Origin of the sequence: Phenylobacterium montanum, from assembly GCF_018135625.1 — a bacterium.
Classification (GTDB): domain Bacteria; phylum Pseudomonadota; class Alphaproteobacteria; order Caulobacterales; family Caulobacteraceae; genus Poindextera; species Poindextera montana.
In genome coordinates, this window is record NZ_CP073078.1 from 1,781,633 (window position 1) to 1,803,407 (window position 21,775).

The following is a 21,775-nucleotide window of genomic DNA, read 5'->3' on the forward strand; positions in this document are numbered from 1 at the left end:
TTGATCAGCCGGCGGCGGCGAGGCTGCCCAGATCGGCGGTGTTGAAGCGGACCGTGCTGGGCTGGGGTTGAACCTCGTCGCCGGGCTTCACCTTCTGCAGGCCGGAGACGATGATCCGGTCGCCGGGGTTCAGGCCGGCCGTCACGATGCGATACTCCCCAACGGCGCGGCCCAGGGTCACCGGCCGGTACTCGACATGGTTCCCCTGCCCCACCACCAGCACGAAACGCTTGCCGAGGTCGGTGCCAAGCGCCTGTTCGGGCGCCAGGGCCACGGATTGCGTCTTCTGGCTCATCAGGCGAATGCGGGCGAACAGGCCCGGGGTGAAGGCGCCGTCGGCATTGTCGAACACCGCCCGGCCGCTGATCGTGCCGCTCTTGGCGTCGACCGCATTGTCCAGGAAGCGCAGCTTGCCGGCGTGCGGATAGCCGGTCTCGGTCATCAGGCCCATATAGACCGGCGCCGCTTCGCCGCGCTGCGCGGCGGCGTACTTCAGATAGGTCTGCTCGTCGGTGGTGAAGGCCGCATAGATCGGCGTGTCGGAGACCACCGTGGTCAGGAGGTCGGCGGGCGTGACCAGGTTACCGCGGGTGATCAGGGCCTTGGACACCCGCCCGTCGATCGGCGCCACGACACGGGTGAAGGAGAGGTTCAGCTGGGCGGCGCGCAAGGCGGCCTCCGCAGCGCCGACGTCGGCCCGGGCTGCGCGGGCCTCGGAAGCCAAGCGCTCGGCCTCCTCCCGGGCGATAGCGTTTTGTGCCAGAAGCCGCTGGCCGCGCTGGTCGTCGGCGGCGGCCAGTTCGGCCTGAGCCCTGGCCCGCTGGGCCGCGGCGGTCAGCCGGTCGACCTCAGCCTGGAACGGTCGGGGATCGATCTGGAACAAGAGCTGGCCCTTGCTGACCCTCGCGCCCTCGGCGAAGGGCGTGGCGATGACCTCGCCCGAGACGCGCGGGCGCAGGTCGACCGTATCGACGGCTTCGAGCCGGCCGGTGAAGTCGTCCCACTGCGGCAAGGCGCGGAACTCGACCGGCGCGATCGAGACGACCGGAGGTGGAGCCGCCTTCGGTGGGGCTTCCGCCGCCGCGCCGCAACCGGCGAGCAGGAGCAAAGACAAAAACGCGAGCGCGCGGCCGGAAGAGGCGCTATTGGACATCGATGTTCCCCGGAGATTATAAGGGGCGGCGTCGCCAGCCCCATTACGTACCTATCGGTATAGATTGGGGTCGCAACCCAGCCTTTCAAGGCCTTCCATATCGATCGATAGAAAAATTCTCGGTTGAGCCTAGCGGCCCGGCCAGAGATCCAGCGTGGTCTCGACCAGGCTGTGCAGTTGTTCCGGCGTGGCGTCGGCCCCGGCCTGCAGGCAGAGCCCCTGGATCACCGCGGTCAGGTAGCGGACCATGCCGTCGGCGCTCACGTGGTCCGGCAAATCGCCCTCGGCCTTTGCCCGCTCCATGCGAGCCAACAGGGCTGCATCGGACGAGGCGCGGCGCGCGATAACCTCGGCCCGCACGCTCTCGGCCTCGGTCCCGCAGGCGACGGAGCTGATCACCCCCAGGCAGCCCTTAGGATCGGAGCGCGACAGCTGCATGTCCAGGGCCCCGCGCAGCAGGCGCTCGGCCACGCCCCGCGCCGTCGGCGCTTTCAGCGCCTCGGTCACATAGGCCAGCTTGTCACGCTCGTAGAGGTCCAGCGCCTTGCGGAACAGGGCCTCCTTGTTGCCGAAGGCGGCGTAGAGGCTTGGCCGGGTGATCCCCATCGCCTCGGTCAGATCGGTCAGCGAAGCGCCTTCATAGCCCTTGCTCCAGAACACGCGCAAAGCCGCCGCGAGCGCCTGTTCGGCGTCGAATTCGCGCGGTCGGCCGCGATGGGCGATGGAGAAATGCTCATTCATACCGATCGATATGTAATGTGCGCTCCGCTCCTAACAATGGCTTGCGCGCAAGCCAGCCTCAGAAATGCTCGTCGCACCTCCAAACGGGGACCACAGCAGCCCATGCGGGGCGACACCGATCGTTGGCGGCGACAAGTCCGGCTTTTTTGGCGCGCCTGTCCAGCGCGTGGGAACGAGCCAGAGCGACGAGGGCGCCGGGAGTTGTCGACCGCGCAGGCTCGACTTGGCGGTGGACCATTCGCCTGCGATCGTGATGGAGTATCGTCTGGTTTCATAGCGAGGCGCCGGTGAGCCATTCAAAGCCATACGATGTTGAAGCCGCCCGCGCGCAGTTTCCGGCCCTGGCGCAAAAGGATAGTCCCGCGCCGCGGGTCTATTTCGACAACCCCGCCGGCACACAGGTCCCGCATCAGGTGATCGCCCGCACGGTCGAGTGCCTGGCAACAAAGAACGCCAACCTGGGTGGATATTTCGCCACCACCATTCAGGTGGGCGAGCTTGTCGACGCCGCCCATCAGGCCTGCGCCGACTTCTACAACGCCGCATCGCCGGACGAGATCGTCTTCGGCCAGAACATGACGACGCTGACCCTGCACATGTCGCGCTGCCTGGGCAGGCGATTCCAGCGCGGCGACGAGATCGTCCTTTCAGGCATGGACCACGACGCCAATGTCGCGCCGTGGCTGTTGCTCGCCGAGGACCTCGGGCTCGAGGTGCGCTGGATGGAGTTCGATCCGGAAACCTACGAGTTTCCCGACGACGCGCTGGAAAAGGTCCTGACGGACAAAACCAGGCTGGTCGCCCTGGGCTATGCCTCGAACTGCACGGGCACCGTCAATCCGATCAAACATTTCGCCGCCCAGGCGCGGGCCGCCGGCGCGATCGTCTATGTCGACGCGGTCCAGTTCGCCCCGCACTACGCGATCGACGTGCAGGATCTCGGCGCCGACATCCTGGTCTCGTCGGCGTACAAATGGTTCGGTCCTCACCAGGGCGTATTATGGGGCCGCGGCGATCTGCTGGCCGAGACCTTCAGCTACAAGGTTCGCCCGGCCGGTGACGAATTGCCCCACAGGTTCGAGACGGGCACCCTCAGTCACGAAGGCATGGCCGGAACGCTCGGCGCAGTGGAATACCTCGAACAGTTCGGCGACGGCGCCTCGCGTAGCGCCCGTCTGAAATCGGCATGGGACGCGATCGCCGCGTATGAGCAGTCCATCACTCGCCGGCTGATCGAGGGCCTGAGCGGTTTCAAGGGGCTGACCATCCGGGGGATAACCTCGGCCAACGCCATGCACCGGCGGGTTCCCACAGTCTCTTTCACCATCGATGGCCGCCATCCCGACGATCTCGCCAAGGCCTTCGCCGCCGACAACATCTTTGTCTGGTCGGGGCATAACTATGCGATCGAACCGATCAGGCGCATGGGCCTGCAGGACCGTGGCGGCGTGCTCCGAGTGGGGCTGGCGCATTACAACACGGCGCAGGAGGTCGACGCTCTGCTGGCGTCCCTCGCGCGGCAGGTCGGGGCCGGATAGGTCGCGGCCACGATTCCGCCGCTTGGCCGCTGTCGGGGGGCTGCACGAGGCGACGTATGGCCGACAGGCTCATCCCAAAAGCTGAGGGACCGGCTGGGAGGCTGGAGTCCCGCGCAACTTTTGAAAGCTGGCATGCACCGTCGCATCGAGGCTGACCAAGCGCTTCGAGCCCCAGTCAGTCCCTCAGGGCGATTTTCCAGGTGTCGAGCGTGGCGCCCAGCTGCTGATCGAGTGTGGTCAGGGCGTCGAGATAGCTGATTTCGGCCGACAAGGCCTGGGTTTCGGCCACGCGCAGATTGGACACATAGGTTAGCACCTCGAAGTTGGAGGTCCGCCCCGCCTGCAGCCGCTCGCGCTCCATCTGCAGAGTCTGGGCCGCCAGGCCGCGCGCGATTTCAGCCGCCTCCACCTGGCGCCAGCTGAGCTCGACCCCCTGGACCGCGTCGCGCACCTCCGCTTCGACCCGCTCTCGCAGGTCGGCCAGCTGCATCTCCTGACTGCGCAAGGCGGTGGCGGCGGTCACCTCTCCCTGCTGTAGGGTGTAGTCGCCCAGCGGAATGCGCAGCTCCAGGCCGAGAGCGCCGCTGGTCCCGGGCAGGCCCGCGACGCCGGTCAGCGGCGTCCCCGGAGCCGGACTGACCACCACCCCACCGCCGCGCTCGGTCTGGCGCTGCACCCCGCCGGTCACCGACAGGGTCCACAGCCGGTCGTTCCTGGCCACGATCAACCCCTGGCGCGCTTGCTCGACGGCCGCTCGCTGCGACAAGTAGTCGGGCCGGGCGTCCAGCGCCATCGACACCGCCCTGTCGACGTCGATGGCCACATGCTCGGCCTTCAGTGAATCGGCGGCGACGATATTGACGTGCAGATCCATGGCCAGCAGGCCAAGAAGGGCCAATTGCGCGCTGTTGCGCTGCTGCTCGGCCTGCAGCAGGGCCACCTGTTGGCTGGCGATGTCGGCGCGGGTCTGCACCAGGTCCGCCGCCGCCATCCGGCCGGCGTCGACCAGGGCCTGGTCCGTCTGCATCTGATCCTGGGCGCGCTGCAGCGACTGGCGGGCGATGCCCAGCTGCTCCTGCGCCTGCAGCAGGTTGCGATAGGCCAGGATGATGGTGCTGACCGTGTCGGTGACGGTCGATTTCAGCTGCAGCCGGTTGATCCGCTCCTGCAACTGCGCCTGCTTGATCGGGGCGGCGTTGACCGCCAACCCGCCGCCGCGCAGCAAGGGCTGGGTGAAGCTGACGCCGGCCACGTCGCTGACCGCGTCCGCGCCGCCGCCGCGGGTCTGCAGCCTGGACCAGGAGAACTGGAACTGGGCCCCGGTGGGCGTGAGCCAGGAGACGGTCGGGTTGAGCGTGGTCGCCGTCCCGGTCACCCCGCCCTGCCGCGTGGCCTCGATGCTGGCCGACAACAGAGCCGTGGGCCGGAAGCGCTGTTCGGCGACGAACAGGTCGAATTTCTGCGCCACCCGCTCGATATAGGCCGACTTGATGGTGCGGTTGTCGCGCAGGCCCAGGAACACGGCCTCGACGAGGCTCATTTTCACCGGCGGCCCGATAGCCGAGGCCTTGGGGGCCGGCGGCGACGCGACCGGCGGATGCAGCGTCTGCCCCTTCACGGCGCCGCCGCCAAGGGCCAGGATCAGCGCCAGGGCCAGGCTGGCCCACGGTTGGAAGGCGAGGTGGCGATGCGCCGAGGACCGAAGTTTCGTGAACTGTCGCTGGCCCTCGCGATCGCGGGCCTTTGGCTCAGCGCCTGCGCGACGCCGCAAGTCCTGCGCCGTCCGCCGGCCGGTCCGGTGATGGCGCCGCCCACAGAGGCCAATCCGCCGCCCACCTATGCTCCGCCAGCCCCTAGCAACCACGCGCCGCCTCAAGAAGATTGAAGCGCGCGCCGGACTGGGCCCCTGATGATCCGAAAGGACGCTGCACGCGCATGGCCCGGCCTCCCCGCCGACACCTGATCGAAACGCCAGTCCGATAACGCTCAAGCCAGGCTTTGGTGCGGCCGATATTTGCGATTATTGAGCGAGCCTTCTACGGGAACGGCCGACGGCCCCGGCGTGTTGTGCAAGCGTGGCCGCCCAATGCGCTCGAGGGCCGCCCGGCGGGCGATCGCATGCTGCAATTGCAGGACGTGACCAAATCCTACGGGGCCGAACGGCCGACGCCGGTGCTGCGCGGGGTCAGCTTCACCCTCCAGGCCGGCGGCTTCTGCGCCCTCTTGGGTCCGTCCGGCTCCGGGAAGAGCACTCTTTTGCAGATCGCCGGCCTGCTCGACCGGCCGTCGGCGGGCCATGTGCGACTGGACGGCGAGCCGGTGGAAGCGGTCTCGCCCGAGGCCGCGGCGCGACTGCGCAACCGCGCCCTGGGCTTCGTGTTCCAGGCCTTCCACCTGCTGCCGCGGCTCAGGGCCTGGGAGAATGTCGCCCTGCCCCTGCTCTATGCCGGGACCCCACGCGCCGAGCGGCGGCCGATGGCCTTGGCGATGCTGGCCCAGGTGGGCCTGGCCGCCCGGGCCGAACACCGGCCGGCGGAGCTGTCCGGAGGCGAGCGCCAGCGGGTGGCGATCGCCCGCGCCCTGGTCCGGCGCCCCAAGCTGATCCTGGCCGACGAGCCGACCGGCAGTCTCGACAGCGCCAACGCCGCCGAGGTCATGGCCCTGCTGCGCCGGCTGAATCAGCAGATCGGCGTGACCGTCCTGATGGTGACCCACGACCGCGACCTCGCCGGCCAGTGCGACCGGCGCATCGAGCTTCTGGACGGCCGCATCGCCGCAGACTCCGCCCCCGCATGACGCTGCGCCGACCGCCGCTGTCCAACTTGCCATTGGGCGAAACCGTGGCCGAAGCCATGGCCAACCTGTTCGTCCAGCGCGAGCGCTCGGCCCTGGCCCTCCTGGGCATTGTCATCGGCGCCGCGGCGATCGTCGCCATGCTGACCATCGGCCACATGGCCCAGCGCGAGACGCTGAAGCTGTTCAGCCACATGGGCGCGGACATGGTGCAGATCCACGCCACCCCGGCGGGCGACGCCAATCCCGTGCTCGACCTCGCGACCGTCGAGCGCCTGCCGCGCAGGGACCCGGACGTGCTGGCGGCCGCGCCCATGGCCATCGACCGGGCAACCGTCGCCGCCGGCGGCCAGACCGCCGACCTGGGCCTCGCCGCGGTGACCCCCGCCCTGGTCAGCCTGATCGGCCTGCAGCCCAGCCAAGGCCGCCTGTTCGGGCCGCTCGACGACAGCGGCCTGGTGGCGATCCTTGGCTCGGATGCGGCCAGCAAGCTGTCGGCTCCCGGGGCCCCGGCCGCGCCGGGCAGCGAGGTCCGGGTCAAGGGCTATGTCTATCGGGTGGTCGGGATCCTGGCGCCGGCCCCGAACACCGCCCTCGATCCGACAGACTTCAACAGCGCCGTGCTGATCCCCCTGGCCGGGGCCCGACGGGTGGTCAATCCACCGGATCCGGTGACCGCCCTGTTCCGCCTCCGGCCCGGCGCCGACACCCCGGCGGCGGCGCAGCGGATCCAGGCCGAGCTCGCCAACCCTACCGCAGCCCTGCAGGTGATCAGCGCGCAGGAACTGATCCGCGGCCTGAACGCCCAGAAGGCGATCCACAGCCGCCTGCTGACGGCGATCGGCGCCATCTCGCTTCTGGTCGGGGGCATCGGGGTGATGAACGTGATGCTGATGGCGGTGATGGAGCGCCGCCGCGAGATCGGGCTGCGCGCGGCCATTGGCGCCAGCCCTCGCGACCTGCAGCTGATGTTCCTGGTCGAGGCCGGGACCCTGGGCGCGGTCGGCGGCCTGGCCGGCCTGGTCCTGGGCCTCACAGCCGCTTTCGCCGCTGCCAGAGCATCCGGCTGGAGCTTCAGCCTGCCGCTCTACGTCCTGCTGCTCGGGCCCGGCCTCGCCGCCGCGGTCGGCCTGGCCTTCGGCCTCTATCCGGCGATCAAGGCCTCCCAGCTCGACCCGATCGAAGCTTTGCGCGCCGAATAGCGGACCCATGCAGCCAAGCTGCCGCTGCTGCGTTTGATCGGTGCTGACATTCTTGTAGATTTGGGCTGTCGAATTTGTCCGGTCTTTCGCCGCTGGAACTGGAGCCATGCACGCCCGGCTGACGACCCTTCAACGGCTGCGGGCGCGGCCCCGTACGATGGCAGCCGTCGGGGGCGGCCTGCTGGTCGTGATCGCCTTGCTGGGGCTCGCCCTCAAGCGCCCCGACACGGCAGAAGCCGACCGGACGCCCCTGCAGAGTCAGGAGGTCGAGCCGCGGCCGTTCGCCTCCACCCTCACCGTGGTCGGCGCCGTCACGCCCGGCGACACCGCGGACGTCGCCGCACCATTCGAGGGCGTGGTCAAGTCGGTCTCGTTCGCCTATGGCGATCACGTGACCCAGGGCCAGGTCCTGGCCGAGATCGACACCACCGACCTTTCCCAACGCCGCGCCGAGGCCCTGGCCGCCTATCTGAAGGCGGCGCAGAGCGCGGCGGAGATGGCGGACTGGTCCAAGGGGCCCGACATGTCCCGCGCCCGGCGGGCGGTGTCGGCGGCCACGTCCGAGCTCGAAGACACCCGCCGCAAGACCCAGGAGACCAAGGCGCTCCTCGATCGCGGTCTCGTCGCCCGGGCCGAATACGAGGGCCTGATCCAGCAGCAGCGCAGCGAAGAAATGAGCCTGGCAGCGGCGCAGCAGGATTTGTCCGTCACCCTCGCCCAGGGCCGCGGCCCCAATCGCCGGGTGGCCGAACTCGAGCTTGCCGGCGCCCGCGCCCAGTTGGCCGCGCTCGACGCCGCCCTGGCCGGGGCGGTGCTGCGCGCGCCGGCGACCGGCGTGATCGTTCGCCCGCCCTCGGACAAGGCCGGCGAGGGCGAGGGCGGCGGCGGGGTTCACGCTGGCCAGCAGTTGTCCAAGGGCCAGCTGATCGGCCAGGTGGCCAGGCCCGGCGGCCTCGCGGTCGCCTTCCGGCTCGGCGAGACCGACGCCGACCAGGTGCGGCCCGGTGACCCGGTCACCGTCAGTGGGCCAGGCTTCGGCGACCTCCAGGTCAAGGGCCACATTGCCTCGGTGGCGGGCGAGGCCTCGCCGTCCTCGGCCAACAGCGGCCCCCTGGCCAGCTTCGCCGCCACGGCCCGGCTGGATCCCCTGCCCCCGCAGCAGGCCGCCACCATCCGTATCGGCATGACCGCCAACATCGCCATCGATCTCTACAGCAATCCCCGGGCGCTGGTCGCGCCGCCGGGAGCGATCGAGGGATCGGGCGCCTCGGCGACGGTCACTCTGCGCCAGGCTGGGACGGGACGGCTGGTCCGCACCCAGGTGCGCCTGGGCCACGTCGCGCCGGATGGGGTGGAAATCGTCTCGGGCCTGAAGCCGGGCGACGTGATCGTCTGGCATGAGCGACCTGCGAACGCCGGCGCCGCACCCGGTTCATAAGCGCAAGACGCAAAAAAGCCCCGGCGAGCGGATGGGGCTCGGCCGGGGCAGATGCAGGCCGTCCGCAGCGCGAGGCGGACGGCCGTGCGAGAGGTCAGGGGCTGACGATCGTCACGTGCGGGGTGGTCTGGACGTTGCCGCTGACCACGCAGTTCGGTTTCAGGGTCGCATTGCTGAAGGTGATCACGCCGGTGCTGCTGACGGTCACCGGCACGTTGCTGGGGCCACAGGTCCCGAAGATCGAGGCGGTGACCTCGGCGTTGTAGACCGTAGCGCCGTGCAGGCTGGTCGCCAGCGCGTGCCAGGGCAGAGCCGCCGCACGGATCGCCGAGCAGGCCGAGCTGCCGCTGAAGCTGGCGGCGGTGATGTAGCCCTTGCCCAGCGAGTCGGTGTGGCCGGTGAAGTGTGCGGTGCAGGGAACCGACAGCAGGCCCTTGGTCAGTTTGGTCGAGCCGACGCCGGTGAAGCTGGTGCTGCGCGGATGGAAGGAATAGGCCGAAGCGGTGGCCGCGAAGCCGAACGAGACCAGCGCCGTAGCGGCGATCGTGGCGAGAACTCTCATGGCGTTTCCTCTTGGGATGTTGAGACGCTTGCAAGCAGGGCGACCAACACGCCAGTCTCTGGTTCGCGGAAGTCACCTATTCAGAAAGACGCCCGCATTGGGCGAAAGGGGGGATCAACAACTCGAATTTTTGAAAATAATTCGATGATCCCGGTACGGATACTTCGATAGATGTTGCGCCCAACGCGCAACGCGCCTCTTGGTTTCTTGAGATAGCTTGAATTCCAAAAAAATTTTGCCGCGGAATGGCGCTAGACCATGACGAGGAGCGCTCGAGCCCGTCATGGCTCGGGGCAGGCCGCCAAGGATGCGCAATCGACGGCCTGCTAGGCCTCCACCCGCAGCACGTCGCTCACACGGTCGCTCGCCCGCCGTAGCAACTCCTTCACCGACTCCCGCGAGATGCCCATCCGGTCGGCGATGGCCGCATAGGTCAGCTCTTCGAAGCGGTGCAGACGGAAGGCCGAGCGGGCCCTCGGCGGCAGATCGACGACGGCGCGGATGGCCCGGGCATAGTCCTGTCGGCCGACCAGAATGCGCTCTGGCGACAGGTGGCTGACCGGCTCCGGCGCCTCCTCCAGCGCGGCGTGCCGCGCCGGGCTCTTGCGCCGCCGACTGGCCAGGACATGCCGCGCGACGGTGAACAGGTAGCGCTGGGCGTCGGCGATGGGCGCGCCGAACCTTGCGGACTGCAGCCTGAGGAACACATCCTGCACCAGGTCGTCGGCTTCGCTCGCCGGCGCCCGGCGGGCGAAATAGCGGCGCAGTTCGCCGCCATAGGCGCCCATCCAGGCCGCCAGGTCGGGCGCGGCCTCACCGGGTCCCTGTGCGGAAGCGATCTGCGCGACGGTCATCGGGCAACCTCCCAAAGAAGCGCCGCCGGACCCCTGCCCCGAGGCCCAGGCGGCCTTAGGGTCAGAATTTCTTGCTGACGCTGAATCCGATCAGGCGTGGGTCGAGGGTGAAGACATTGGTGGTCAGCGCCGTGTCGTCGCTGTTGATGAAGGCGCCGGTGATCGGCGTGTCGTCGAGGAGGTTCTTGACATAGACCTCCATCTCCAGCCCGGCGTCGGGCTTGGCGACGGTCAGGCGCAGATTGACGTTGTACCAGCCGTGCAGCTTGTCGATCGGGTCCTGATAGACCCGCGCCCAGGACTGAGACTGATGATAGACGTCGCCGCGCAGCGTGGCGATCCATCCCCCGCCCACCTCGCGGGTGTATTCGGCGCCCAGCGACTGGGTGAAGTTCGGCGCATTGGGCAGGCTGTGGCCGGTGAGATCGGCGTAGAAGCCGCGCCCGCCGTTCGGGAAATCGGACGCGGCCGGCTGGAACGGCAGGCCCAGGCTGAAGATAGTCCCGGGGCAGATCGCCGCCAGATTGGCGTCGTCGGTCAGGCCGTTGGCGCGGTTATAGGCGAGGATGCTCTCGACGAAGCTCTTCGAAACCACACAATTGGAGGGCAGGAATTCGTTGCCCTTCATTGTCACATAGGCCGGATTGCCCTGGGTGCGGTTCTCCACGTCGATGGAGCGCGAGCCCTTGGCCAGCTGGCTGTGCTGATAGCCGAGAGCAAGGTTGAAACGCAGGTTGTGGGTCGCCTGCCAGACGGATTCGAGCTCGGCGCCCCAGATCTTGGTGTTGAAGTTCTCGTTGATCGCCGTGCGATCTTCGATCTGCGAGACCTGATAGCCGCTATAGTCGTAGTAGAACGCATTGGCGTTGACGATCAGCGTCCCGCCCATCAGCGCATTCTTGGTCCCCACCTCGAAGGCGTTGACATATTCGGGCTTGAAGGTGGTCGGATAGGACAGCAGCTGCACCGTCGGCGGCAGCCCGGGAATGCTGGACTGGCTGCTGTAGCCGATCGGGGGCGGATTGGCGCCGCCGGCCTTGTAGCCGCGATTGTAGAAGGCATAGACCAGGGTCTGGTTGGTGAAGGACAGCTTGGGCTGCCAGTCGATACCGAAGCGGCCGGTGACCGCCCCCCAGCTCTGCTTGATGTCGGGCGAGACGGGATAGCCGCCGTCGACTGTGCCGCCATTGGCCGAGGACAGCAGCACCTGGGACGGGACCGGAGTGAAGGTCTTGGTGTCGGCGGTATAGCGCAGGCCGGCGGTCAGCTTCAGGTCGGGGGTGAGCTTGTAGTAGAGCTCGCCGAACGCTGCCGCCGAGCTCAGCTTGTAGGGGTTTTCGCTGCGGAAGTAGTTGTGCCCCAGGCCGTTGATTTTGCTGAGCTTGTTCGGGTCTATGTAGATGCAGCCGCTGGTCCCGTTGGGTGTCACCGGCCGTGGCGGGCCGTTGCCGTCGTCGCAGAAATTGTAGGCGGCGTTGTTGTTGCCGACCGGGCCGGTGCTCTGGGCGATAGCGCTGATGACATTGAAGAAGACGAAATAGTCCTCGACCGTCTTGTAGGTGACGTAGTTGCCGCCGACGCTGAAATTGAACGGGCCGGCGAACGAGGACTGCAGGCGCAGCTCCTGCGAGAACTGCCGGCTGGTGGCCCGCGACATGTCGAGGCCGACGATGGTGTTGGAGCAGCCCAGCTGCGGGTCGCAATAGACCCCGCCGGGCGTGATGTTCGGCGCGGCGCCCGAGCTGATCGCGTTCAGGAGCCCGGTGGAGTCGTTGAACACGCCGGGCACGGTGTTGAACCGGTTGTAGTCCTCGGTCGAGAAGTAGCGGTCTTCATCGAACGCGGTCTGCGAGGTCAGGGTCAGGTGCGGGGTCAGGTCGAAGTCGGCGTTCAGTTCGATGACGTCGGCCTTCGCGCGATAACGAGGGTCGAACAGCGAGGCGATCTTGCGCAAGTCCGGCGACTGCATCTGGCCGCCATAGGGATCCATCACCTTCAACAGCTGCACCGCATTGAAGGTGTTGGGGTCATAGCCGAGAAACTGGGTGTTCTGGGCCCCGGCCAGGACGAAAGGAATCGACAGGCCGTTAGGCGTGCCATAGGCCGTGGGCGAGTAGAGCGAGGCGTCCTTGCAGCCCTGACTGAAGAAGGCGCCGGCCAGGGGGCTCAGGTCCTGGATCGATCCCAATGACGTCAGGCCAGGGTCGCGGGTGCAGAGCTGTTTGGTGCTGCGTGCGCGGCTGTCGTTCTCGTTGAAGTGCTCCCAGATCAGGTCGGCGCGCAGGTGCTCTGTCGGCTTGAAGCCGATGGTCACCCGGGTCGAATAGAGGTCGCGCCCGTCGATCTTGTCGCCGGTGGTGGTGTTCTCGGCGAACCCGCTGCGGCTGGTCGAGGCGCCGGCGATACGCAGGTCGAGCTTGTCGCCGATCACCGGGATGTTCAGAAACCCGCTGATCCGGCGCGTGTCGTAGTTGCCGACCTCGCCTTTGATGTCGCCCTCGAACACGCCGGTAGGCTTGGCCGAGATCACGTTGACCGCGCCGGCGGTGGCGTTGCGGCCGTACAGGGTGCCCTGCGGACCGCGCAGCACCTCAACCCGCTCGATATCGAAGAATTCCTGTTCGAACAGGCGATTTCGGATCAGGGCGGTGCTGTTGAAATTGACCGAGACGCCAGGATCTGTGGCGACGGAGATCGCCTGGGTGCCGATGCCGCGGATGGTCAGGTTGTAGCCGGCGAAATTGGTCTTGGTGAAGCTGACATTGGGCACCGCCTTCAGAAGGTCAGGCCCGCCCTCGATTTTTTCCGCCTGCAGGGTCTTAGCGGAGAAGGCCGAGATGGCGATCGGCACATGCTGGGCCATTTCCTGGCGCCGCTGGGCCGTCACCACGACCTCGGTCACCGCGCTGGGGCCGGGGGCGGTCTTGCTCTGTTGAGCCAGGGCAGGTCCGGCGCTCAGGGCCAGCGCGACAGCCGAACTCCCAACCAGCAGGCAAGCTCTCACCGTCGGTTGATGCCCCATGGCGCCCTCCGTTTCGACCGGACCTAGGCCCGGCGCCTGTCGTTTCCATGCCGCTCGATGGTCGTGCGAGCCCGCCGGCGGCTGGGACGTGCTCCTCGGCTAACCATGCCACTATTCACTTGCATGTCAATAGCTATTAACGACAATGTCGATTGTCAGAGGAAGGTGGGCAAAAGATGGATCGCGATGCGCCGCACGGAATCGCGATCACGGCCCAGCATGTCGCGCAAAGGCCCGCCGATAATGGCGTCGCCGAAGGCGCACAAAGAGATCAACAACAGAGCCGAGGAAATGTGCCGTGGGGGATCGTCCGGCGTGGCGCGGACCTGCTCGTCCAGGGCGCTGACAAGGTCGCGAACCGCGTCGCGAACCGGCTCCAGATGTTCGTAGCGATTGGACAGGGCGATCCAGGCTGCAAGCTGAGCTGCACCGCCCTGGTTGAACGCGTCGAACACGATTTCCACTACAGACTTGGCCGCATCGCCGTCTGAGCGAAGGCGCGCCACCGCCACCTGCAACGCTGAGGCGAGATCACGGACCATCACCCCCATCAAGGCCGACTGTAACTGAGCCGCTGAACCGAAGTGATGTATCAAATTACCGTGAGTTACGCCGATATCGCCCGCCACCGCCTGCAGGGTGACCCCGCGCGGGCCGTAGGCGATCAGCCGCCGCCGGGCGCAAACCAGCGCCTGGGCCCTCGCCTCTTCCGGCGACCGGCGCCGCCGACGCGGCGCAGGGTCGGCCTGCGGATCAGAGTTCGCCGTCATGGCGGCCGCACATATTTATATTGATGTTAATGGCAACATGGCGCGGTTCGCGCCGCGGCGCAATCGCAACTGCGAGACCCGGCCGCCGGCGACCGGCTTCAGGCTAATAGAGGAAAGTCGGCAGCAGCCGCGCGACCATTCGCCGGGCGCTGTCCTGGTCGCGGCCGAGCATATCGCGCAAGGGCGGTCCGATCACCGCGTCGCCGAAGGCCGAAAGGGCGATGAACAGCACCGCGGCGGTGATCCGGTGGCGGGCCTGTTCGCCCTCGGCCTGGAATTTCTGATAGATCGCCTCGACAAGGTCGTGGACGGCCCCACGCACCGGCTCCAGAAGCTCCAGGTCGCCGGACATGACGATCCAGGCCGCCAGCCGGCCGGCGCCGCCCTCGTCGAAAGCATCGAACACCTGGTCGACCAGCGCCCGCGGCGCTCCGGCGTCGGAGCGCAGATGCGCGACGGCGGCGTCCAGGGCCTGGATCAGGTCGCGCACCATCGACTCCATCAAGGCCGACTGCAGGCCCGCCGCAGAGCCGAAGTGATGGATCAGATTGGCGTGGGTCACGCCGATCTCGTCCCCCACCGCCTTCAGCGTTATCGCGTCCGGCCCGGACTCGAGCAGCAGCCTTCGCGCCGAGACCAGAGCCTCCTTGCGAGCCTCATCGGGCGCGCGACGGCGGCGCGTCAGCCGCACTGCGGTATCGGGGTCCGGTATTGACATCACAGTAACTTACATTTATGTAGATAGCGCAAGCGAAGCCCTCAGCGAAGCTTTTTCAGGCCCAGCTTGAGCCGATCCCACCCCCGTATTGACAGGGGAGTCTACAAGATGCCGCAAACTTGGCCCAGCCTCCTTGCGGCGCAAGCAGCGAAACGCCCGGATCGGGGCGTCGCCGGCGACAATATCCACGCCCTTTCAAACCGGGAGCTGCTCCATGCGCACGGCCACGCCCAGTGACCTGACCATCACCCCGCGCGACCTGAGCTTCGCCGCCAGCGCCCCCACAAGCCGCTGGTGGTTGGGCGGCGATCCGGTGGCGACCGCCTTTTTCGACGCCCTCTCGGCGACCTTTCCTTATGGGGAGCGCTATTTCATCGAGTGCGTCCGCCGCTATCGGGGCGCTGCGGAGCCGCCGCTTCAACAGCAGATCGCCGCCTTCGTCGCTCAGGAGGCGATGCACACCCGCGAGCACGTGCGCCTGAACGGCCAGATTGCGGCGCATGGCTTCGACGTGGCGGCCATGGAGGCACGCACCAAGCTGCGGCTGGACTATGCGCGCGCCCAACCGCCGCTGAAACAGCTGGGCGGGACCATCGCGCTGGAGCATTTCACCGCCATCCTGGCCCATGCCTTGCTGGCAGACCCTCGCCATCTCGAGGGCGCCCCGGCCGAGGCCCAGGCCATGTGGCGCTGGCACGCCATCGAGGAGCTGGAGCACAAGGCGGTGGCCTTCGACACCTTCGTCGTCGTCGCCGCCAAGCTGCCTCCCTGGCGGCGCTGGCTGCTCAGGGCCTCGACCATGGGCATCGCCACCAGCCTGCTGTTCTCCACCGTCGGCCGCAACATCGCCGACATCTTCACTGCGGGCGGAATCAATCGGCCCGGAACCTGGGCTCGGCTCGCGGCCTACCTGTTGGTGAAGCCCGGCATCCTGCGCCAGGTGTCGGCCGAATATCTCGCCTACTTCCGGCCCGGCTTCCATCCCTGGGCCCGCGACGACCGCGCGCTGGCCGCCGAAGCCGAGCGGGCCTTGCCGGCGATGGCCGAGTTGGGCGTGCAGATGTGATCGGCGCCCTGGCGAGCCTGGCCGTGGCCGCAGCCGGCGCCGACCCCTCCGCCGTGCTGGGCCTCTGGCGTTCGCCGGAGGACGGCGGCGCCCTGGTCCGCATCGAGGCCTGCGGCGCCGCCGTCTGCGGACGCATCGTCACATCGCCCCGCCTGCAGGCGGTTCCGGACCAGACCGACGTCCGTAATCGCAATCCGACTCTGCGCTCGCGCCGGCTTGCAGACCTCTTGATCCTCAAAGCCTCGCCGAAGGCCGCGGGCCGCTGGGGTGACGGCTGGCTCTACGACCCCGAGAAGGGCGGCGTCTACACAGGCACGATGGAGTTGACGCCCGACGGACGGCTGCGGCTGACGGGCTGCATCGTCGCACCGTTTTGCCGGACCCAGGTCTGGACCCGCGCTCGGGCGCTCACGGCCGCTGAGCCCGCCGCAACGGGCGCTCGCACCGCGATCGACAATCGGTGAAGGGTCGCTGCGTTCAATCAGACCTAGCCAAGCTCGTAAGCCTCTGCTGAAGCGCCACCGCCTCATAGCGACGCTCACCAGGGCGGCGACCGACGCCGGCCAAGGTGGACATTGTTCGACTTGCTCAGGATCAACACGGCGAGACCCCAAGCCGGGTAGTAGAGTTTATAGGTCCGCGTGCTTGGGGCTAGATCATGATCAGAGAGGAAATTCTCGATGGGATTGGCGATGCTACGTATGGCCTCGCTGCAGATTGGACGGTCACATTTTTCAATCGGCAAGCCGAGCATTTCTTCGGATACGATCGGAAGGATGTAGTCGGGCGAAGCCTATGGGAGACATTCCCGGCCGCACAAGAAACGAAATTGGCGGACGCCCTCCGCCAGGCCATGAGAACCCGCGAGGCCATTCACCTCGATCTCCTTAGCCCGACCACGGGCAAATATGCCGAGACCCGCATCTTCCCCTTGAAGAACGGCGGCCTTGGCGTGAGCTGGCGCGACATCACCGACAGGAAGAAGCTCGAGACCGCATTGAAGGAGGCGGTCGAAAACCAGGATATGCTGTTCCGAGAACTGGCTCACAGGGTCACGAACAATTTCCAAGAGGTCGCCGCGCGGGTGACTCTCCAGGGCCGGCAACTTGAGGACCCTATCGCTCGTGAAATGTGCGAGAAGATGGCGTCCTCAATCCGCTGCATGGCTCTCGTCCACCGACGACTCTACCGCAACCAAGCGCACATCGATGAGCAGGATTTGGGCGAGTACTTACGCGCCCTCTGCGAGGACCTGTCATCGGGCCTGCCCGACAATATCACCCTTTCGGCGGTCACCGAACCCGGCTTGACGGTCTCGGTCGACGTCGCGACAACCGTCGGCATGATGGTCGCCGAACTGGTGACCAATTCCCGCAAGTACGCGTGGGAGCCTGGAGCATCGGGACGGATGATCGTCACGATGCGTCGCGACGGCGGCGTCGTCGAGGTCGAGCTATGGGACGACGGCAAAGGCGTGCCCCAGGGTATGGACCTGCGCAAGTCCGCCGGGCTCGGCCTCAAGCTGCTGGGCTTACAGATCAGGCGCCTGGACGGGACGTTCACACACCGAAACGTCGAAGGCGGAGCTATTTTCCTGCTGCGATTCCCCACGCCAAATCGCGATCGTCCGCCGCATCCCGGTCGCGCCGTGGAAAGCCGCCTCCGAACCCAGGAAAGCGCTGGGACCGGAGCGGAAGCCGGCGATCAAGTCTTCAGCCCAGAGCCGCTATCGGTGTCTGCAGGAGTTGAGGACTGGCTAAACGCGCTTGACGGCGTTTGTTATCTCGTCGCCAAGGACGGGACCATTCTCGCGGTGGGGGACGAGGGGTGGACCAACTTTGGGCGCGATCTCGGGTCCGCGCCCCCAAAAACCGAGATGGTGGTCGGCCGGCTTCTGTTCGACATGATCGCCGACCCCGAGGCGAAGAGCGCGTTCAGGGCTGTCCATCGGCGGGTGGCGACGCTCGCGACGAGGGCTCTGACTTACGAGTACCGGTGCGACGCCCCCGATCTCGAACGGCTCATGAAGATGTCCGTCAGTGCGCTCACCTGCCAGGAACGCCTGCTCGGCGTGCTTTATCAATCAACGCTGCTCTCCGCCAAGGAGCGCGTGCCGCTGGCCTTTCTGAGCAGCCGAGAAGCAGCGCGCGAAGAGGAACGTGTCGCCAACCTGCCCATCGTCACGACTTGCCAGTTTTGCGCAAATGTCACGACGAAGGCTTGGCGGGGGGAATGGGTGAAGCCAACCGACTACTATCGTCGTGGCGGCAGCGACGCCGTCCGCATCAGCCAAGGCATCTGCCCAGAATGCGCCCGCGCCCGCCTTGCTCCCTTGCTAGGCAAGTAGGGGGGAGGGTTTGTTTGCCTGACTTCCCCAGCAACCCTCAAAATCCGCTCTCTATGGCGAGGCGTATGGCTTCGGCCCCGGATCGAACCTTAAGCGCCTTCAAAAGCGCGGCGCGGTGCATCTTTACCGTTCGTTCGGTCACTCGAAGTTCGCCGGCGATCTGCTTGTTCAACCGCCCGAGCGACATGGCCGCCAGCACCTCTCGCTGACGGGGGCTCAGCCCCTCTATCTTCGCCTTGGCGATTTCGGAGCGGGACGGGCGGGCCTCGGGGTCAGGCGCGGCGCTTTGAGAGCCGAGGAAATAGTCGAGCTCGCCCTCGGCGTCGAAGATCGGCGCTACGAGAACCGCATTGAGGAACGAAGTTCCGTCCTTGCGGTAGTTGCGGATGTCGACCAGCACAGGAATCCGGCTGCGCACGCCCTGGCGGATCTTATCCGACAGCTCAGGCTCGGTTGTCGGGCCCGCGAGGAAGCGGCAATTGCGGCCGAGGACCTCTTTTCGGTCATAACCGGTCAGATCGAGAAAGGCCTGGTTGCAATGCACGATCGGGTTGTCAGGCTGGCGCGGGTCGCTCAGCACAGCGGCGATCGGGCTCGCATCGATCATCTGGGTCAGCGCAAGCGGCGCACCCCGCCTCGATCGCCCCCGCCTGACTTCCCTTTTGGACATGTTGGCGAGGATGAGAGGGCCTCGCATCATTATCAAGCCCGACAGACGCGCAGGTTCGTCACCCGCCGGCGGGCTGAAGAGGCTTCAAGACCATGAACTACATCGCGCCCGATGCGAGGCTGTTCGATAAGGACGGAAAGCTTTTTGTGCCTGAAGAGGTGCTTGACGCCGTCCGCAAGATTATCCGCTGGGCCGGGGACGATCCCGAGCGCGAGGGCCTTGTCGAAACACCGGCGCGCTTTGCGCGGGCCTGGCGGGAATATTGCCAGGGCTACGAGGAGGACCCGGGCGTTCATCTGTCCCGCACCTTTGAGGAAGTCGGCGGCTACGACGAGATCGTGCTGCTCAGGGACATACCGTTCCAATCTCAATGCGAGCACCACATGGCTCCGATCGTGGGCAAGGCTTCCATCGCCTATCTGCCGAAAAACCGGGTCGTGGGCATATCCAAGCTTGCGCGGGTTCTTCAGGGTTACGCCTCGCGGCTGCAGGTGCAGGAGCGCCTGACGGCCGAGGTGGCCCAGTGCATCTGGGATCACCTGCAGCCCCTCGGCGTCGCGGTGGTGATCGAGGCGCAACATGGCTGCATGACCGGCCGCGGCGTGCGAACGCCCGGCGTCGCCATGGTCACCAGCCGCACCCTGGGCTGTTTCCTCGATGACCCGATCAGCCGCAAGGAAGTCATCTCGCTGATGGGACGCTGACCCGATGCGGGTGGCCATCATCGGCGCCGGCCTGGCGGGCCTTTCGTGCGCCAAGCGGCTGCGCTCCGTGGGTCTGGAGCCCTCGTTGTTCGACAAGGGCAAGGGACCGGCCGGACGTATGGCGTCGCGGCGCCTGGCGACCCCGCTCGGCGAGGCGGCTCTGGACATGGGCGCACCGTATTTCACAGTGAGAAACGCGAAATTCGCCGAACAGGTCGCCGATTGGGCCTTGGCCGGATTGGCGGCGCCCTGGCCGGACGCGGCCGCTGACGCCTGGGTCGGCGCGCCCCTGATGGCCTCTCCCCTGAAAGCTCTGACGGAGGGGCTGAACGTTCGCTGGAATGCGTTCGTCGGCGGTCTCAGCCGCAAGCCCGACGGCTGGCGCCTGCATCTTCCCGACCAGGAACAAGGCCCCTTCGACGTCGTTGTGATCGCTCTGCCAGCGGAACAGGCGACGCCGCTCCTGGCGCTGAACGACCTGACGTTCATGAAGCAGAGCGCGCAGTCGATCAGCCTGCCCTGCTGGACGGGCCTGTTCGCTTTCGATCGGGTGCTCGAGACCACCGCCCCGATCCTCCGTGACCAGGGCGCAATAAGCTGGGCGGCGCGCAATGCTGCGAAGCCGGGACGGACGGGCCCGGAAGCGTGGGTGGCTCACGCCAATCCGGTCTGGTCGCTGGACCACCTGGAGGCGGAACCGGCGCAGATCGCGCAGCATCTTCTGATCGAACTGCTGAGCCTGACCGGCGCGGGTGAGGTAAGGCCAATTGCGGCCCAGGCGCATCGGTGGAGGTTTGCGAAATCATTCGGCCTTGGCCATGGCGAGTTGTGGAATCCGCTCACCGGACTGGGCGTTTGCGGGGACTGGTTGCTGGCGCCCGGAGTGGAGAGCGCCTGGCTGTCGGGATTTGGACTCGCCCAAAAGATCATTCATGGCCCGGCGAAGCGGATACGGCCCCATGCCGTGCGAGCCTAGCCGCCGCGAGCGAGATCGGCCGCCGGCCGCAGCACGCCTTCTGGGGTGGCTCGGCGTCGCGCCTTTCCTGGCGCCGGCGGCCGCCAAGCTGCTCGGCGCGCCGCTTTGGGGGCCTGAAATGATCTGGCGTTCCTATGGCGCCATCATCCTGGCGTTCATGGGCGGCGCGCAATGGGGCTTGGCCGTGGGGGCTGATCCTGGAGACGCGCACGGACAGCTACGACGATATTCGATCAGTATCCTCCCTGCGCTGACGGCGTGGGGTAGCTTGGCTTTGGCGCCGCGGCCCAGCCTGGCCGTGCAGCTCTGCGGCTTCGCGGCGCTGCTGGCCTATGATCTTTGGACGGTCCGGATCGGGCGGACGCCGTCCTGGTATGGGAGGCTGCGCATCCAGTTGAGCGCAGCGGTCTCAGCTTGTCTGGCCGTCGGCGTGGTCCGCGGCGGTTGGTCCTGACCTTGGCGGCCCTCAGTTCCATCCCGGCTGGCGGCGTCGCCATCGTGGTCGGCTCGAGCGGCGGCATCGGCGAAGCAGCCCGGTCCGCCCTTTCCGCGACGGGGAGATTTGAGCGCGTGATCGGATGGTCGCGAAGAGGCCCCGATGCCGTGGATATCACTCAGGAGGCGGACGTGGCCCGCGCATCGAGGGCGGCGGCGGATGAGGGTGAGATCCGTCTGGTGCTGGTCGCGACAGGGACGCTGTCCTTCAATGGCGCCAAGGCCGAAAAGGGTCTGCGGAACCTTGAACCCGAGGCCATGATGGCCGCGTTCCGAACAAACGCGCTTGGACCTGCCCTGGTCGCCAAACACCTGCTTCCGCTTTTTCCACGCACCGGCAAATCAGTCTTCTCTGTCCTTTCGGCCAGGGTCGGCAGCATCGGCGACAATCGATTGGGCGGCTGGTACAGCTACAGAGCCTCCAAAGCGGCCCTCAACCAGCTTATCCGGACAGCCTCGATAGAGCTCGCCCGGCGGGCGCCGGACGCCATCTGTCTGGCGATGCATCCAGGGACGGTCGATACGCCGCTCTCTCGCCCTTTTTCCCGGGCGGGCCTGACGGTGCTCACGCCGGCTTCGGCTGCGGCGAAGCTTCTGGAGGTGATCGACTTAGTCGGCGAAGAGCAGTCCGGAGGCTTTCTCGACCAAGACGGCTTGACTATCCCCTGGTGAAAACTGCGGAAAGCCATCAATGGAAATAGGGATTTATTTATATATGCTCGCCTG

At 66.9% G+C, this 21,775-nt stretch carries 20 protein-coding genes; 11 read left to right on the forward strand and 9 right to left on the reverse strand.

The annotated features are described in order from the left end of the window. Positions 1–4: 4 nt before the first annotated feature. Both KCG34_RS07870 and KCG34_RS07875 read right to left on the reverse strand, forming a co-directional pair. Positions 5–1,153 carry an efflux RND transporter periplasmic adaptor subunit gene (locus tag KCG34_RS07870; protein WP_211939829.1) on the reverse strand — a complete coding sequence of 383 codons (1,149 nt, stop codon included), beginning with the start codon at positions 1,151–1,153 and terminating at the stop codon, positions 5–7. 129 nt (positions 1,154–1,282) lie between these two features. Then, positions 1,283–1,894, reverse strand: coding sequence for a TetR/AcrR family transcriptional regulator (locus KCG34_RS07875; protein ID WP_211939830.1), 612 nt, complete (start codon positions 1,892–1,894; stop codon positions 1,283–1,285). A gap of 287 nt (positions 1,895–2,181) precedes the next feature. Here KCG34_RS07875 and KCG34_RS07880 point away from each other — a divergent pair, with 287 nt between their 5' ends. Next, positions 2,182–3,432, forward strand: coding sequence for a cysteine desulfurase-like protein (locus KCG34_RS07880; protein WP_211939831.1), 1,251 nt, complete (start codon positions 2,182–2,184; stop codon positions 3,430–3,432). A gap of 175 nt (positions 3,433–3,607) precedes the next feature. Here the strand turns inward: KCG34_RS07880 and KCG34_RS07885 are convergent, their stop codons facing one another. Continuing rightward, the gene (locus KCG34_RS07885; protein ID WP_249138261.1) at positions 3,608–5,203 is read right to left on the reverse strand and encodes a TolC family protein; all 1,596 of its coding nucleotides are present in this window, start codon (positions 5,201–5,203) and stop codon (positions 3,608–3,610) included. Positions 5,204–5,550: 347 nt separating this feature from the next. Between KCG34_RS07885 and KCG34_RS07890 the strand changes: the two genes are divergently transcribed. The 3 genes from KCG34_RS07890 (at position 5,551) to KCG34_RS07900 (ending at position 8,865) form a co-directional block, all read left to right on the forward strand. After that, entirely contained in the window at positions 5,551–6,228 is a 678-nt protein-coding gene (locus KCG34_RS07890) for an ABC transporter ATP-binding protein (protein WP_211939832.1), read from the forward strand. Continuing rightward, positions 6,225–7,427 carry an ABC transporter permease gene (locus tag KCG34_RS07895; RefSeq protein WP_211939833.1) on the forward strand — a complete coding sequence of 401 codons (1,203 nt, stop codon included), beginning with the start codon at positions 6,225–6,227 and terminating at the stop codon, positions 7,425–7,427. Before KCG34_RS07890 ends, KCG34_RS07895 begins: the two co-directional genes overlap by 4 nt. 157 nt (positions 7,428–7,584) lie before the next feature. Next, positions 7,585–8,865: an efflux RND transporter periplasmic adaptor subunit gene (locus KCG34_RS07900; protein ID WP_211939834.1), complete on the forward strand. Its 1,281-nt coding sequence runs from the start codon at positions 7,585–7,587 to the stop codon at positions 8,863–8,865. Positions 8,866–8,959: 94 nt separating this feature from the next. Here the strand turns inward: KCG34_RS07900 and KCG34_RS07905 are convergent, their stop codons facing one another. The 5 genes from KCG34_RS07905 to KCG34_RS07925 all read right to left on the reverse strand — a co-directional run bounded on the left by KCG34_RS07905 (position 8,960) and on the right by KCG34_RS07925 (position 14,791). Continuing rightward, a complete protein-coding gene (locus KCG34_RS07905; RefSeq protein WP_211939835.1) occupies positions 8,960–9,427 on the reverse strand; it encodes a PraA/PraB family alkane oxidation protein activator in 468 nt (155 codons plus the stop codon). Positions 9,428–9,753: 326 nt separating this feature from the next. Beyond that, the gene (locus KCG34_RS07910; protein ID WP_211939836.1) at positions 9,754–10,281 is read right to left on the reverse strand and encodes an RNA polymerase sigma factor; all 528 of its coding nucleotides are present in this window, start codon (positions 10,279–10,281) and stop codon (positions 9,754–9,756) included. A 61-nt stretch (positions 10,282–10,342) separates the two neighbouring features. Then, positions 10,343–13,303: a TonB-dependent receptor gene (locus tag KCG34_RS07915; protein WP_211939837.1), complete on the reverse strand. Its 2,961-nt coding sequence runs from the start codon at positions 13,301–13,303 to the stop codon at positions 10,343–10,345. A gap of 155 nt (positions 13,304–13,458) precedes the next feature. Then, entirely contained in the window at positions 13,459–13,845 is a 387-nt protein-coding gene (locus KCG34_RS26100; protein WP_367576023.1) for a hypothetical protein, read from the reverse strand. 331 nt (positions 13,846–14,176) lie between these two features. Beyond that, entirely contained in the window at positions 14,177–14,791 is a 615-nt protein-coding gene (locus KCG34_RS07925) for a TetR/AcrR family transcriptional regulator (protein WP_211939839.1), read from the reverse strand. A 214-nt stretch (positions 14,792–15,005) separates the two neighbouring features. Here KCG34_RS07925 and KCG34_RS07930 point away from each other — a divergent pair, with 214 nt between their 5' ends. The 3 genes from KCG34_RS07930 to KCG34_RS07940 all read left to right on the forward strand — a co-directional run bounded on the left by KCG34_RS07930 (position 15,006) and on the right by KCG34_RS07940 (position 18,204). Continuing rightward, positions 15,006–15,857, forward strand: a complete 852-nt coding sequence (locus tag KCG34_RS07930) for a metal-dependent hydrolase (RefSeq protein ID WP_211939840.1) — start codon at positions 15,006–15,008, stop codon at positions 15,855–15,857. Further along, positions 15,854–16,321 carry a DUF2147 domain-containing protein gene (locus tag KCG34_RS07935; RefSeq protein ID WP_211939841.1) on the forward strand — a complete coding sequence of 156 codons (468 nt, stop codon included), beginning with the start codon at positions 15,854–15,856 and terminating at the stop codon, positions 16,319–16,321. The genes KCG34_RS07930 and KCG34_RS07935 overlap by 4 nt, the downstream gene beginning before the upstream one ends. A gap of 194 nt (positions 16,322–16,515) precedes the next feature. Continuing rightward, a complete protein-coding gene (locus KCG34_RS07940; RefSeq protein ID WP_211939842.1) occupies positions 16,516–18,204 on the forward strand; it encodes a sensor histidine kinase in 1,689 nt (562 codons plus the stop codon). Positions 18,205–18,241: 37 nt separating this feature from the next. On the opposite strand, the gene KCG34_RS07945 is transcribed toward KCG34_RS07940, so the two are convergent. After that, positions 18,242–18,811, reverse strand: coding sequence for a PAS domain-containing protein (locus tag KCG34_RS07945; RefSeq protein WP_211939843.1), 570 nt, complete (start codon positions 18,809–18,811; stop codon positions 18,242–18,244). A gap of 155 nt (positions 18,812–18,966) precedes the next feature. On the opposite strand from KCG34_RS07945, the gene folE reads away from it, so the two are divergent. The 4 genes from folE to KCG34_RS07965 are packed head-to-tail and all read left to right on the forward strand — an operon-like array spanning position 18,967 to position 21,721. Continuing rightward, a complete protein-coding gene (gene folE, locus KCG34_RS07950; protein ID WP_211939844.1) occupies positions 18,967–19,578 on the forward strand; it encodes a GTP cyclohydrolase I FolE in 612 nt (203 codons plus the stop codon). A 4-nt stretch (positions 19,579–19,582) separates the two neighbouring features. After that, on the forward strand, positions 19,583–20,554 hold the full coding sequence (locus KCG34_RS07955; RefSeq protein WP_211939845.1) for an NAD(P)/FAD-dependent oxidoreductase: 972 nt from the start codon (positions 19,583–19,585) through the stop codon (positions 20,552–20,554). After that, positions 20,538–21,008, forward strand: coding sequence for a DUF3429 domain-containing protein (locus tag KCG34_RS07960; RefSeq protein ID WP_211939846.1), 471 nt, complete (start codon positions 20,538–20,540; stop codon positions 21,006–21,008). The genes KCG34_RS07955 and KCG34_RS07960 overlap by 17 nt, the downstream gene beginning before the upstream one ends. Positions 21,009–21,010: 2 nt before the next feature. Then, positions 21,011–21,721, forward strand: a complete 711-nt coding sequence (locus tag KCG34_RS07965; RefSeq protein ID WP_249138262.1) for an SDR family NAD(P)-dependent oxidoreductase — start codon at positions 21,011–21,013, stop codon at positions 21,719–21,721. Positions 21,722–21,775: the final 54 nt, after the last annotated feature.